Genomic DNA, 13,789 nt, shown 5'->3' with positions numbered 1-13,789 from the left:
GATAGGCGCCATGTCTGCTGGACAAGATGTCGATGCGCCGGGCAGAAACGACTCACGCCGCGCCCGCGCGATCACCCTCAATCGCGACATTGAACGTCCGGAAGCGCTCGACGAGGAAGTCGACGAGCGTGCGCACCGCCGTCGGCAGGCCGCGCGATGCCGTGAACACCAGATAGATGGTCGCTTGGGACATCTGATAATCGGGCAGCAGGCGGACCAGTGTTCCGTGCCGCAAGCCTTCGGCGCAGACAATATCCGGAAGCAGCCCGACGCCGACGCCCGCATGAATCGCTTCCAGCACGGCGGGCACGCTGCGACAGCTCATGCGCGGTCGATGCTCGTGCCTGTGAAGCGCACCATCCGGGCCGGTGAAATCCCAGACGTCGACCTCGCGCCACTCGGCCATGCCGCTGGTGAACGAGACGGTCGGCACGCCATCAAGCGATTCGATTCCCTCCCCCGTGGGCAGCCGTGCCGCCATGTCCTTGTTGGCGACAAGGATGAGATCGACCTTGCTCAAGACCCTCATCGTCAACTCGGCGTCGGTCTCTTCGGTCAACTGCGCCCGGATCGCGAGATCGAGTCGGTCGTTAATGATGTCGACCCGCTGGTCGGTGGCGAGAATCTGCAGCTGGATCTTCGGATGAAGCAACAGGAACTCGGGAAAGATCGCCCCGAGCGACCCCTCGAGCAGCCCCGTCGGAACACTTAGTCTGATCGTTCCCTGCGGTTCGTCGTTTGCGTCGTGGACGGCCTTGGTGGCTCTTTCCGCTTCACGCAGCATGTTCTCACAGTAAACATATAGTGATTGACCAATCTCGGTCACGCGGAACCGATGCACCGTTCTTTCGATTAATCGAACGCCCAAACGATCCTCAAGCGCGGTGATGTGGCGGCTGAGTTTCGACTTCGGCAAACCCAACACACGACCGGCCGCGGAGAAGCCGCCATAGCGTACAACCGCTGCAAAATAAGCAAAGTCGTTCATATCCGGAAAATTGGTTTCGGCCGCTGGCATAAGCCACCTCTTCTAAAAAAGGGCCCTAAGATATCCCTGGAACCTGTCGCATACGCCTGCGAACGAAATATGCCAACTCCTGCCTAAAAAACTTTCATTCGCCTGCCCGGAAGGCTTCGTTCCAAATTTGGAACATAGCGTTCCAGCGAAGCCCCTTCATTTTGCTGCAACGCGATATTATCTCGCGGACATTGCGCTCGGTGTGTATTCGCCGGCACCTCTATACGCTCCTCGGAGCACATGAATTTCACTGTATTCCGTTGCTCCGCAGCTGTCGGGGCACTGCGTCAATTTGTCTAAGTAGCTGATATTGTGGCAAATTCGTCACATTTCGAACATAACAAGTTTCACAATCAACGATTTCGCCGTCATCCGAATTGATAGATTTACTGAGGGATGAGAGAAGAGTGTCAGCGGTTCGCTGATCCGCGTGCCGAAAGGCTGTTTACCGGAACGGTTGCCTATCACCTCCCAGTGTGTGGCAACGGTCTCTTCTAAAAGGAAATGGATTTCAAATGAACATTCGGATGGTTATGCTGACGTCCGCAGCAGCTCTCGCTGCCGCCGCGTCCCCCGTCTTCGCTGCCGACGCTATCGTTGCAGCTGAGCCTGAAGCAGTAGAATACGTTCGCGTCTGCGACGCTTACGGCACCGGCTACTTCTACATCCCGGGCACCGAAACCTGCCTCAAGGTTGGCGGTTACCTGCGTTTTGAAGTATACGGCGGCCCGAACCAGAAGGGTTCGTCTGACTGGAACGCTCGTACGCGCGCTCAGGTTTCGTTCACTGCAAAGAGCGACACCGAGTACGGCCCGCTCACCGGCGTTATCGTTCTGCGTAACAACGGCGACAACGCTTCCACGACCTCGACCCTCGACTCCGCTTACATCGACATCGCTGGCCTGCGCGCCGGTCTGTTCTACAGCTGGTGGGATGACGATTTGAGCGGCGAGCCGGACGTTCTGTCCAGCTACCAGACCCTGCACAACTCCATTCGTTACCAGTACGAATCCGGCGACTTCTACGCTGGCGTTTCGGTTGACGAACTGGAAGACGGCGCAGGCGCAGAGCGTGGCACCAACTCCGGCAACGCCGTTGGTATCGCTGCTGCAATCGGCGGCAAGGCTGGCGTAGTATCCTACCAGCTCATCGGCGGCTACGACACGGACACCGAAGAAGGTGCGATCCGTGGCATGCTCTTCGCTGACATCGGACCTGGCACCCTCGGCCTGGCTGCTGCCTACGCGACCGGCATCAACAGCTACTACGACGAATCCGAGTGGACCGTTGCTGCTGAATACGCAGCCAAGGTTACCGACAAGTGGACCATCACCCCGATGGCTCAGTACTTCGGCAACTACGGCCACAACGCAACGGACACCGACTTCTCGTCTAACGACGCTTGGAAGGTCGGCGTAACCGTTGACTACCAGATCGTAGACAACCTCTACGCCAAGGCTACCGTCGACTACACCGACGTTGACCACGAAGACAGCGTAACCAAGGGCTTCTTCCGCCTGCAGCGCGCTTTCTAATCTGACTATCGGCGCCCCGGTCTAGGCCGGGGCACCTTTCACAAGTTTGCCTTTTCTGATCCGATTGACCTCCGATCAGTTACGGGGATTGGTCCGGTTTCCCTGCCGGACCGATCCTTGATTTTTCAGAGACAGGTTTGCCGCGACCGATCGCCGAACCCACGTCTCCCTAAGCCGTCGGCGTCTCGCCTCCCCTAAGTCGTCAACTCTTCGATAGAGTCGACACGATCAGGGTAGAAGGCGACATAGCCTTTGATCTCGCTGACGGCATCCGAGGGATCTTCATAGCTCCAGATCGCGCTTTCCGAACGCTCGCCGTCCGACGCGATGCTGTAATAGGACGCCTCGCCCTTGTAGGGGCAAAAGCTGTTGTGCGCGCTGTGGGCCAGCAACGCCATGTCCACATCGCTACGAGGGATATAGAAGACGGCGGGATAGCTCGCCTCTTTCAACGTCAACGCCTTGCGGCTATCGGCAATCACGCGGTCGTTCCAAGTGACCATCACACGCTTAGGATTGGGCGTAATCGCAATCGGATGATCCGGACCGGGTATCTTCATCGGCTGGGCGGACATCGGCGGCTCCCTGGATGCTCATGATATCCATATAGGGAGGCCCTCACTCGTTTACAGGCAAGACGGCATAACGTTGCGGTGATCGAAACGTGCGGGCGTCGTGACCAGCTTGAATCAGTCGGTCAGAAGAACTCATCAAGCATCTGATATCGCAGCATTTTGCCAGCATCCAACGACACGATGCCGTAGTTCCGGCAAAACGGCCCAACGAACGCCTCACCGAAATTCGCGGCGATGCTGCGGCAGGCGAGCGCGATGTCCTGGTAGCGATCGGCAACGCCAAGACGGCCGCAATCGATATAGCCGGCGAAGGCATCACCTGATGCCACGAAGTTCGGCAGGCAGGCGTCGCCATGGGTGACAACCAAATCCTCGTCGCCGGCAGCCATCCGGCAAAGCTCTGAATAGAGATCGGCGGCGCTCAGCCCAAGCCGCGTCTCGTCGAAATCCTCTTCGTCGACCAAGCCGGCCCGCATGCGCCGCTCGGCAACGGCAAGCCGCTTCGACCACCGGTGATCGAAGGAGCACGAGGCAATGTCGAGAGAATGAAGCGCGCGTAATGCGGAGGCCAGCATGACCACCCTCGCCTCGGCATCAACAGCCGAATCCGAAGCGAGATCGCGGCCCGGCAAGGCGCTCATCAGCAGCCAATCATAGTCATCATCGGTGGTGAGAGCGATGACATCGGGACACGGCATCCCCTGGCCGGAAAGCCACCGCAAGCGCGCAGCCTCATCGGCCAACTCGCCATAGCCACTCCGCGCTTCGCGCTTGAGATAGAGCACAGGCGCATCTGCGCGTTGCAGGCGAAACACCTCGGAAGGCGATCGCCCCACTGGATCACGATCCCAGGAATAGCCCGCGATAAAGCTGTCCAATGCAACAGGATGAGCCAAGCAAGGCCTCAGACAGTTGTGCCCGCCTCGATCGAGGCGGCGGCGATCAGTGCAATGTTTCGGGCTGCATCTCGCCGTGGAGGATGGAAAGCGCATCTTCGAGCGCGGATACCAGCATGTCGGTCAACTCGTCGCCACGGCTTTCGATGATCGCCACCTTGGTGGCTTCGTCCTGCTGTTCGAAAAAGCGCTCGATTTCGTTCGACATGTCATTGTCCCCTCTTGTGCCGCTAACATCCGGCGATGGGACAAAGCTAGGCGGTCATGCTTGTGTCGGACTGGAGCGGAGAACGATTAACGATTCCGTTTCACTTCGACACACCCAACTTAGCGCATTTCGAAAACGCTTCCAGACCGTTCAGCAAAACTTCTGTTATTTCCCTAACATCCTGCCTCATCACTTTGTGCAATCACCGACGTGATCCACTGCGAGAACGCCGCCATCGCGGGCGTCACCGGGCGCGAATGCAGCCGCGTCAGCCAGTAGCTGCCCATCGACACAGTGATGGAAAACGGCCGCGCCACCAGGCCGGACGCCAGCTGGCGCTCGAACATCTTCGGCGGCGCAAGCCCGACGCCGATCCCCTGCTGGATCGCTTCCATCATCGCCAGCGAGGTGTCGAAGACGATGCTCTTCTGCATCGGCCCCGGATGCGAAACGCCGGCAGCCTCGAACCACCGCGTCCACTCGTCCGGCCGATAAGAGCGCAGGAGTGTCTGCCCCACGAGATCTTCCGGCCGCTTCAGCCCGTCCGCGAGATCGGGCCTGCAGAGCACCGACAGTGGCGCCTCGAAGAGCCGTGTCGCCTCCGTCGCGTGCCACGCCCCGCCGCCGAAGCGGATGGCGAGATCGAGCCCTTCGGCCGCCAGGTCCACCCGGTTGTTGTTGGTGGAAAGCCTGAGGTCGACATAGGGATAGCGCTCCTGAAAAGACGGCAAGCGCGGCAGCAGCCAGCCGACCGCGAAGGTTCCGACCGCCCCAACCGTCAGCACTTCGCGCACATGCCCGTCGCGAAGCCGCTCGACAGCATCAGCCATGCGATCGAAGCTGTCGCGCAGCACCGGCAGCAGACTGTCGCCCTCCGCCGTGATCATCAGCCCGCGCGGCAGCCGCCGAAACAGCGTCACCCCGAGCTGCGCCTCGAGAGCGATCACTTGGTGGCTGACGGCCGCCTGCGTGACGTTGAGCTCGATCGCCGCCTTGGTGAAGCTCAGGTGCCGCGCAGACGCCTCGAAAGCCCTGAAGGCGTTCAGCGGTAGATATGGCCGAACCATGATGAAGCCCCAATTTTTCTAATGGCTTCATCTAGTATTGGTCCTTTGTCGCGGGGTCAAACGACTGGTAGCTATCCCTAGAAAGCCACCAAGAAAGGGCCATTCCATGCATCTCCGCCCCACCCTGCTTGCCGCCGCAGCGATCGCCACAATGGGTACGACGGCGCAAGCCAAGACTATTTGTACTGTCGTGGCCGACGCCAAGACCGGAGAGACGATTGTCCAAGAGGGCGATTGCGAAGGCCGCGTCACGCCGGCCTCGACCTTCAAGGTGGCGCTGAGCGTCATCGGCTATGACAGCGGCTTCCTGAAGGACGAGCACACCCCGACCCTCAACTTTCGCAAGGGCGATCCCGATTGGGGCGGCGAGAACTGGAAGAAGCCGACGGATGCCGTTCGCTGGCTGAAATACTCGGTCGTCTGGTTCTCCCAGCGCATCACCCACGCGCTCGGCGAAAAGGCGCTGCACGACTACGCGACGAAGCTGAACTACGGCAATGCCGATTTCTCCGGCGACAAGGGCAAGAACAACGGCCTCGACCGGGCATGGATCGCCTCATCGCTCAAGATATCGCCACTGGAACAGGTGGCGTTCCTGCGCAAGCTGGTGAACCGCCAGCTTCCCGTCAACGCCCACGCGACAGAGATGACGCTGAAGGTCGTCGAGAAGACCGAGCTGCCGGATGGCTGGTCGGTGCAGGGCAAGACCGGCATGGCCTATCCGAGGCTGCCCGACTACACGTTCGATGAGGAGCACCCCTGGGGCTGGTTCGTCGGCTGGGCGACGAAGGGGGACCGGACCGTGGTGTTCGCCCGCCTGATCCAGGACGACAAGAAGACGGAAGGCACGGCAGGCGTTCGCGCCCGTGACGCCCTCTTCGCCGAACTGCCGTCGCTGACTGCGGGCAGCAGCAAATAGGCCTCGATCAAGGCTCGCGGGCGCTACAACGGCGCCCGCATCCGCCCATCAGAAATCGGGGAACCCGCGGCTGCGCCACTGCGACCTCGGGATAGCAGCACCGACGTCATAGGCGAAATTTAGCACCTTGGTTCCGTCGGTATCGACCTCGCAGCGGAAGCTCATATCGTACCAGCGCGCACTGGCACGAAAGGCGCCACGCTTGATCTCCAGCACATTGCCCTGCTGCAGGCGATAGGACGGCAAGAGCTCCGGCCGGAACCCCTGCGGCGAGTGCCTGAGCTGTTCGCGCAGTTCCGTCGTGCAGAGTTCGGCAACGCGCATGCCGCGCGGCATGCCGTCGATCGCCGTCCGCGCCACGTCGCCGCCCGTGTCGTTCTGCGAATAGAGCTTCTTCACCTTGGTCAGCGGATCGGCCGCCGGAGCAGCACTGGCGGCGGGGTCAGCCTTGGCGATCTCCTTCGGCTTGGCCTGCGTGATCTCGGTCGTCACCACACCGGTCGCCTCGGCGGCCGGCCCGTTGTTTTCCTGATGCGCGTCGGCGACATCGACCTGCGGCAGGTTGATATCATCAGGCATGGGCTTGGCCGGCGGCTTGTCGTCGGCGTTGGGTTTTCCAGCCGACGCGGGATCATCCGTGGGCTTTTCCGCGTCAGGCGCGCCCGAAGGCTTATCCGCCTCGGTGGAAGCATCGCCATCCTCGGCCTTCCTCGGGCCGCTCGCCTTGTCGCCGAACTCGAAGACGGGGCGCAGCGGCTGGATCGGCTGTGGCTTGCCATCAGGTCCCTTCGGCTGCTGGTCGGCCTTTGCCTGTTCGGCGGGATCCGGCTTCGGCGGCTCCTCGGACTTCTTCTCCTCAGCCTTCTTTTCCTCTGTCGGCTTTTCTTCCGGAGGTTTTTCAGGCGGCGGCGGCTCGGGCGGCTTCTCTTCAGGCGGCTTGGGCGCTTCCGGCGGTTTCTCCTCCGGCGGCTTTGGCGGCGGCGGTGGCGGTTCTGCCTTGGCTTCTTCCTGCTTGGGCTCCGGCGGCTTTTGCTCGGCCTTCTTTTCTTCCGGCTTCTGTTCGTCGGCAGGCTTTTCGGCCGCAGCCGGCTGCTCGGGCTTCTTCTCCTCGGGCTTCGGCTCTTCCGGCACCTTCAGCGCAGCCTGCTCCTCCGGCTTCTTCTCTTCGGGCTTCTTCTCTTCCGGTGGCGGCACCATCTCGACATTGACCGTCTCCTCCTGGGGAGGCGGCGTCGGCTGCGGCAGCTTGATCAGAAAGCCGGCAACGACGACAATATGAAGCAGCACCGAGGCGATGACGCCCCAGCCGAACAACCCCAATTGCTTTTCCGTTGCCTTGGCCATACCCACGCAATGCTGAACGACAAGTTGTCGATGTGGCCTTTTAAGAAGGCATCATCAAGCCTTAAAGGCAAAAAACACGCACACCTGACAAGGGCGTGAACGCCAAGGCGGATAATCCCCAGCTAAGCACCGTCAGAAACGAGAAAAGCCGGACACAAGGCCCGGCTTTTCGAATGACATATGTCCGCGACTTAGCTGTCGAGGAACGAGCGGAGCTTACGCGAGCGGCTCGGATGCTTCAGCTTGCGCAGCGCTTTCGCTTCGATCTGACGGATACGTTCGCGGGTAACCGAGAACTGCTGGCCGACTTCTTCGAGCGTATGGTCGGTATTCATGCCGATGCCGAAACGCATGCGCAGCACGCGCTCTTCGCGCGGCGTGAGCGATGCGAGAACACGCGTCGTCGTTTCGCGCAGGTTCGCCTGGATAGCGGCGTCGATCGGCAGAAGCGCGTTCTTGTCCTCGATGAAATCGCCGAGGTGCGAATCTTCTTCGTCACCGACAGGCGTTTCAAGCGAGATCGGCTCCTTGGCGATCTTCAGGACCTTGCGGACCTTTTCGAGCGGCATGGCCAGCTTTTCAGCCAGCTCTTCCGGCGTCGGCTCGCGGCCGATCTCGTGCAGCATCTGGCGCGAGGTACGAACGATCTTGTTGATCGTTTCGATCATGTGCACAGGAATACGGATCGTGCGGGCCTGGTCGGCGATCGAGCGGGTGATCGCCTGACGAATCCACCACGTCGCATAGGTCGAGAACTTGTAACCACGGCGGTATTCGAACTTGTCGACCGCCTTCATCAGGCCGATATTGCCTTCCTGAATGAGGTCGAGGAACTGCAGGCCGCGGTTCGTGTACTTCTTGGCGATGGAGATGACGAGGCGAAGGTTCGCTTCGACCATTTCCTTCTTGGCGATACGCGCTTCGCGCTCGCCCTTCTGCACCATCGACACGATGCGACGGAATTCGGCGATCGAGATGCCGGTTTCCGTTGCCAGATTCTGGATCTCCTGGCGGATGTCGCGGATCGTGGTGTTTTCGCCCTTGGCGAATTCCTTCCAGCCGCGTGCGGCCAGATTGGCGATCGACTTCATCCAGTTCGGATCGAGCTCGGCGCCCTGGTACTGTTCCAGGAACGAGTCACGCTTGACGCCGTAGGACTCGGCCAGGCGCAGCAGACGGCCTTCGTTCTGCATCAGTCGCTTGGAGATGTCGTAGAGCTGCTCGACAAGGGCGTCGACGCGGTTCTGGTTCAGCGACAGAGACTTCACCGCCTTGATGAGCTCATCCTTGAGCTCCTTGTAGCGGCGCTCCTGAGCGGAAGACAGCGTGCCGGTCGCAGCCAGCCGCTGCTCGACCTGCTGGTCCTGCAGCTTGCGGAGCTTCTTGTAGGTCTCGGCGATGATGTCGAGCGTTTCCATGACCTGCGGACGCAGTTCCGCTTCCATGGCGGCCAGCGACAGGTTGGATTCGTCCTCGTCCTCTTCTTCCTCTTCCGGAGGCAGGCCCTCGCCGCCGACATTGGTGATGTCGTCGTCGCCCGAACGGGTACGGCGGGTCTTTTCCTTCTCTTCGGCAGCCTTGCGGTCAGCCTCGATCTTCTCGGGGCTCTGGAACTGCGGAGCAGCCTTGGCCTCGGGACCGGAATAGGTCGTTTCGAGATCGATGATCTCACGCAGCAGCGTCGTGCCTTCGTTGAGTTCGTCGCGCCAGATGATGATCGCCTGGAAGGTCAGCGGGCTCTCACAGAGACCACCGATCATCGTTTCGCGGCCGGCCTCGATGCGCTTTGCAATGGCGATTTCGCCTTCGCGCGACAGAAGCTCCACCGAACCCATTTCGCGCAGATACATGCGCACGGGGTCGTCGGTGCGGTCGGTCGGCTCTTTCTTCTTGGCGGTCGCAAGTGCGGTACCGCCGGAGGGAGCAAGCTCGCCGCCTTCGCTTTCGTCGTCGGAGCTGGAATCGTCGTCGCCGCCGTCGTTGCCGCCGGCTTCTTCGGCTTCTTCATCTTCGATGACGTTGATGCCCATATCCGACAGCATCGACATCGTGTCTTCGATCTGTTCGGATGTCACTTCCTCGGACGGAAGAACGGCATTGAGCTCGTCCATCGTCACATAGCCGCGCTTCTTGGCGGCCTTGATCATTTTCTTGACCGCGTCATCGGAAAGATCGAGAAGAGGGCCGTCGGTACCGCCGTCGCGTTCGACTTCCGCTTCTTCGTTCTCTTTGACCTTCGTTGCCATGTATATCGTCGCCTTCCTGACGCTATTCAAACTCGCTGCGGTAAAACGGCCCTATCAAAGCCGGCGCGCCGCAAACGGCCGTCTCGAATCACCTGATCCCAAATAACGGGATGACATTTAATGCCTGATTAACCACGATTGCCGGCGCCGGACGACAGAGTTCATATGTCACCAAATGTCCGGCCATGGTTGTGCGATCTGCCCTTGACCCAGTTCACCGCTATTCAAGTCGAACGGTGATTCCCACAATTTTAGTTCTCGTCAAGCTTTTCCAGCAAAAAAGCGCGAGAAAACTTGGAAAAGGCCTTATCCACAGGCCACAAGCCGCCGAAGCGGTTGCCAAGCATAGATAGGATGTCACCACGGGAAGACAAGAGCGTGCCGCATTCTTCTGAAACGACCAGTTGTCGCACATATCCCGCACACCGTCCCGGCCCGACCTCCGTTCACGCCGAGGCTCCAGCCAACCGACAGACTAATGCGACTTGCCGTCCCAAGGCTGGATCTCGATCGTCGTAAGATCGACGGCGGGCACGCAGCGCAGATTGATGCAGGCCATCTCGGTGCCATCCGGCATCTTGCCCTCGCTGAACGGGCCGACGCCGCAATTGCTGCAGAAGTGATGCTGGATCACATGGGTGTTGAATGTGTAGGTCGATAGTGCCTCGCGCGGCGTCTTCAGGCTGAACTTGTCGCGCGGCACGAAAGCGAGCAGCCCGCCGCGGCGCCGGCAGAGCGAACAGTTGCAGTCGATCGCCGATGTGAAATCACCCTCGACATCGAAAGCGATCTGGCCGCAGTGGCAGCTTCCTTCATAGTTCATGTCATTCTCCTCCCATTACCAGTCCATCACCACCTTGCCTGAGTTGCCCGACCGCATCGCCTCGAAGCCCTCGCGGAAATCGTCGATGCCGATGCGGTGGGTAATCACCGGCGCAAGGTCCAGCCCGCCCTGCACAAAGGCGATCATCTTGTACCAGGTCTCGAACATCTCGCGTCCGTAGATGCCCTTCAAATTGAGCATCTTGAAGATCACCTTGTTCCAGTCGATCTCGAAACCGGCGGGCGCGATGCCGAGAATGGCGATCTTGCCGCCATTGTTCATCTTGTCGATCATGTCGCGAAAGGCAGGTGCGGCCCCCGACATCTCGAGCCCGACATCAAAGCCCTCGGTCATCCCGATCGAGGTCATCACGTCGGAGAGGTTCTCCTTCGACGCATCGACGACATGATCGATACCGAGCTTGCGGGCGAGATCGAGCCGATGCGGATTGATATCGGTGATCACGACCTTGCGCGCGCCCGACCGCTTTGCGACCAGCGCCCCCATGATGCCGATCGGACCCGCGCCGGTGACAAGAACGTCCTCGCCGACGAGATCGAAAGAGAGTGCCGTATGCACCGCATTGCCGAACGGATCGAAGATCGCCGCGATCTCATCGGGAATATCGTCGGGGATCGGCACGACATTGGCTTCAGGAATGCAGACGAACTCACCAAAGGAGCCCGGACGATTGACGCCGACCCCCAGCGTATTGCGGCAGAGATGACCGCGCCCGGCGCGACAGTTGCGGCATTTGCCGCAGACGATATGCCCCTCGCCCGAGACCCGCTCGCCGACATGATATTTGGTGACCGCCGAGCCCACCTCGGCGATCACGCCGCAGAACTCGTGCCCCACCACCATCGGCACCGGAATGGTCTTCTGCGCCCACTGGTCCCAGTTCCAGATATGCACGTCCGTGCCGCAGATCGCCGACTTCCTGACCTTGATCAGCACATCGTTCGGCCCGACCTCGGGCACCGGCACCTGCTCCATCCACAGCCCGACCTCGGCCTTCGACTTCACCAGTGCCTTCATCATGTTCGACATTCAATTCCTCCCAATTGCCGCTTTCCCCCTTCTCCCGACCGGGGAGAAGAGGAGCAACCACGGCGCTAAATCACACCCAACTCCCGCCCAGCCTCGGCAAACGCCTCAATCGCCCGCTCGACATCCTCGACCGAATGCGCCGCCGACATCTGTGTACGGATGCGCGCCTTCCCCTTCGGCACCACGGGGAAGGAAAAGCCGATGACGTAAACACCCTTCTTCAGCATCAACGCCGCCATATCCTGCGCCAGCTTCGCATCCCCCAGCATGACGGGAATGATCGGATGCCCCTCGCCCGCAAGCGTGAAGCCAAGCTTCGTCATCTCCGAACGAAACAGATCCGCATTGGCGGACAACCGCGCCCGTAGCGCATCGCCATGATCGATCAGGTCGAAGACCTTCAGCGACGCAGCCGCAATCACCGGCGCCAGCGTATTGGAAAACAGATAGGGCCGCGACCGCTGCCGCAGCCACTCCACCACCTCCGCCTTCGCCGACGTATAGCCGCCTGACGCACCGCCCAACGCCTTGCCGAGCGTACCGGTGATGATATCGACCCGCCCCTCGACGCCGCAATGCTCGGCCGAACCGCGCCCATGCTTGCCGACGAACCCGACCGCATGACTGTCGTCAACCATGACCATCGCGCCATACTTTTCGGCAAGATCGCAGACACCCTGGAGATTGGCGATGATCCCGTCCATCGAAAACACGCCATCGGTCGCGATCAGCTTGAACCGGCTGCCCTCGGCCTTCTTCAACTCCTCCTCAAGCGCCGCCATGTCGTTATTGGCGTAGCGGAAACGCTTGGCCTTGGAGAGCCGCACGCCGTCGATGATCGAGGCGTGGTTCAGCGCATCGGAGATGATCGCATCCTCTTCGCCAAGCAGCGTCTCGAACAAGCCGCCATTGGCATCGAAGCAGGAGGAATAAAGGATCGTGTCTTCCATCCCAAGAAACGACGAAATCCTGGCCTCAAGCTGCTTGTGCTCCTCCTGCGTACCGCAGATGAAACGCACCGAGGCCATCCCGTAACCATAGCGATCAAGCGCCTTCTTGCCGGCTTCGGCGAGTTCCGCGTTGTCGGCAAGGCCGAGGTAATTGTTGGCACAGAAATTCAGCACTCGCTCGCCGGTGGCAATCGCGATCTCACCCGCCTGTTTCGAGGTGATGACACGCTCCGCCTTGTAAAGCCCGGCCTCCTTCAGGCCGGCAAGCTCGGTGCGCAAATGGGAGAGGAAAGCCGTATTCATGAGACAATGTCGCCTGTTCGAGAGTTTCCAGTTGCCGCAGGTACCATATCACCGCGCGTCTTGTCGCAAAGAGCCTATCGCAAATGATGGCGCTTCAGTGATGGCTTTCGCATAAAACACACCAATGGCAGAGCTTTTCGGAAGATGATAAACAGTTGCATGAAGGGAGAGCAGCAATGGCTCTTTATATCAGCGATGAAGACGTCGACCGGCTCGCAGCCGAGATCCAGGAACTGACGAAAGCTCCGACAAAGACGGAAGCGGTTCGCCGCGCGCTGGAAAACGAGCTTGCCCGAGCTCGAAAGACCGTACCAATCGAAGTGAGGCTGGCGAAGGCAAAGGCGATCGCCGACGCCATGGGCAAGGGCGATCCTGATTTCGACATGAAACGCTTCACTGATGAAATGTGGGGCGATTGACCTTGTTTATCGACGCGTCGGCAATTGTCGCCGTTCTGGCGCGGGAAGCAGGTTACGAGGACATTGAGAAGGCGCTTTCCGACGCCGGGCAAGACGTTCTTTATGTGTCTCCGCTGGTGAAATTCGAAGCCGTTCTGGCCCTTGCGCGCCAGAAGGCGCACACCGCCGGCTCCCAGGCTAAGCCATCGGCACGGATGGTGGACGAGGCGACAAAGGCGATCGACGCTTTCATCGAAGGCCTCGATATCAAGGAAGTCGTCATCTCCGCCGAGATCGGGAACGCCGCCATCAACGCTGCGGCGATCTACGGCAAGGTCGTTGGCCACGTCGCAAGCCTGAATTTCGGCGACTGTTACGCCTACGCCTGCGCCAAGACGCTTGGCGTCAGATTGCTCTACAAGGGCAACGATTTCGTTCACACCGACGTCGCCTGAGC

At 60.2% G+C, this 13,789-nt stretch carries 14 protein-coding genes; 4 read left to right on the top strand and 10 right to left on the bottom strand.

Annotated features, from left to right (window positions below; genetic code table 11):
* Positions 1-52: 52 nt before the first annotated feature.
* A complete protein-coding gene (locus D460_RS0105230; protein WP_018897461.1) occupies positions 53-1,018 on the bottom strand; it encodes a LysR substrate-binding domain-containing protein in 966 nt (321 codons plus the stop codon).
* A gap of 515 nt (positions 1,019-1,533) precedes the next feature.
* Here D460_RS0105230 and D460_RS0105225 point away from each other — a divergent pair.
* Positions 1,534-2,553, top strand: a complete 1,020-nt coding sequence (locus D460_RS0105225; protein ID WP_018897460.1) for a porin — start codon at positions 1,534-1,536, stop codon at positions 2,551-2,553.
* 194 nt (positions 2,554-2,747) lie between these two features.
* Here D460_RS0105225 and D460_RS0105220 read toward each other — a convergent pair whose 3' ends face one another.
* From D460_RS0105220 to D460_RS0105205, 4 genes are all read right to left on the bottom strand, one after another.
* The gene (locus D460_RS0105220) at positions 2,748-3,128 is read right to left on the bottom strand and encodes a DUF427 domain-containing protein (RefSeq protein WP_018897459.1); all 381 of its coding nucleotides are present in this window, start codon (positions 3,126-3,128) and stop codon (positions 2,748-2,750) included.
* Positions 3,129-3,250: 122 nt separating this feature from the next.
* Positions 3,251-4,024, bottom strand: a complete 774-nt coding sequence (locus D460_RS0105215) for an APH(3') family aminoglycoside O-phosphotransferase (protein ID WP_026282809.1) — start codon at positions 4,022-4,024, stop codon at positions 3,251-3,253.
* A gap of 46 nt (positions 4,025-4,070) precedes the next feature.
* Entirely contained in the window at positions 4,071-4,232 is a 162-nt protein-coding gene (locus tag D460_RS36340) for a hypothetical protein (RefSeq protein ID WP_018897457.1), read from the bottom strand.
* Positions 4,233-4,405: 173 nt separating this feature from the next.
* The gene (locus tag D460_RS0105205) at positions 4,406-5,299 is read right to left on the bottom strand and encodes a LysR family transcriptional regulator (protein WP_018897456.1); all 894 of its coding nucleotides are present in this window, start codon (positions 5,297-5,299) and stop codon (positions 4,406-4,408) included.
* 106 nt (positions 5,300-5,405) lie between these two features.
* On the opposite strand from D460_RS0105205, the gene blaOXA reads away from it, so the two are divergent.
* Complete coding sequence (gene blaOXA / locus D460_RS0105200) at positions 5,406-6,218, top strand: class D beta-lactamase (RefSeq protein ID WP_018897455.1); 813 nt, start codon at positions 5,406-5,408, stop codon at positions 6,216-6,218.
* 48 nt (positions 6,219-6,266) lie between these two features.
* Here blaOXA and D460_RS0105195 read toward each other — a convergent pair whose 3' ends face one another.
* From D460_RS0105195 to D460_RS0105165, 5 genes are all read right to left on the bottom strand, one after another.
* The gene (locus D460_RS0105195; RefSeq protein WP_026282808.1) at positions 6,267-7,562 is read right to left on the bottom strand and encodes a DUF930 domain-containing protein; all 1,296 of its coding nucleotides are present in this window, start codon (positions 7,560-7,562) and stop codon (positions 6,267-6,269) included.
* Positions 7,563-7,753: 191 nt separating this feature from the next.
* A complete protein-coding gene (gene rpoD, locus D460_RS0105190) occupies positions 7,754-9,808 on the bottom strand; it encodes an RNA polymerase sigma factor RpoD (protein ID WP_018897453.1) in 2,055 nt (684 codons plus the stop codon).
* 475 nt (positions 9,809-10,283) lie between these two features.
* Positions 10,284-10,631 (bottom strand): GFA family protein, encoded by a 348-nt coding sequence (locus D460_RS0105175; protein ID WP_018897451.1) that lies wholly within the window; start codon positions 10,629-10,631, stop codon positions 10,284-10,286.
* Between the two features lie 15 nt (positions 10,632-10,646).
* Entirely contained in the window at positions 10,647-11,681 is a 1,035-nt protein-coding gene (gene tdh, locus D460_RS0105170) for an L-threonine 3-dehydrogenase (RefSeq protein WP_018897450.1), read from the bottom strand.
* A gap of 65 nt (positions 11,682-11,746) precedes the next feature.
* Complete coding sequence (locus tag D460_RS0105165; protein WP_018897449.1) at positions 11,747-12,934, bottom strand: glycine C-acetyltransferase; 1,188 nt, start codon at positions 12,932-12,934, stop codon at positions 11,747-11,749.
* A gap of 176 nt (positions 12,935-13,110) precedes the next feature.
* Between D460_RS0105165 and D460_RS0105160 the strand changes: the two genes are divergently transcribed.
* Positions 13,111-13,353 carry a type II toxin-antitoxin system VapB family antitoxin gene (locus tag D460_RS0105160; RefSeq protein WP_018897448.1) on the top strand — a complete coding sequence of 81 codons (243 nt, stop codon included), beginning with the start codon at positions 13,111-13,113 and terminating at the stop codon, positions 13,351-13,353.
* Positions 13,354-13,355: 2 nt separating this feature from the next.
* Positions 13,356-13,787, top strand: coding sequence for a type II toxin-antitoxin system VapC family toxin (locus D460_RS0105155; protein WP_026282807.1), 432 nt, complete (start codon positions 13,356-13,358; stop codon positions 13,785-13,787).
* Positions 13,788-13,789: the final 2 nt, after the last annotated feature.

Origin of the sequence: Rhizobium sp. 2MFCol3.1, from assembly GCF_000377565.1 — a bacterium.
Lineage (GTDB): Bacteria > Pseudomonadota > Alphaproteobacteria > Rhizobiales > Rhizobiaceae > Rhizobium.
Note: the sequence above shows the minus strand (reverse complement) of the source record. Positions and strands in the feature narration are given on the sequence as shown.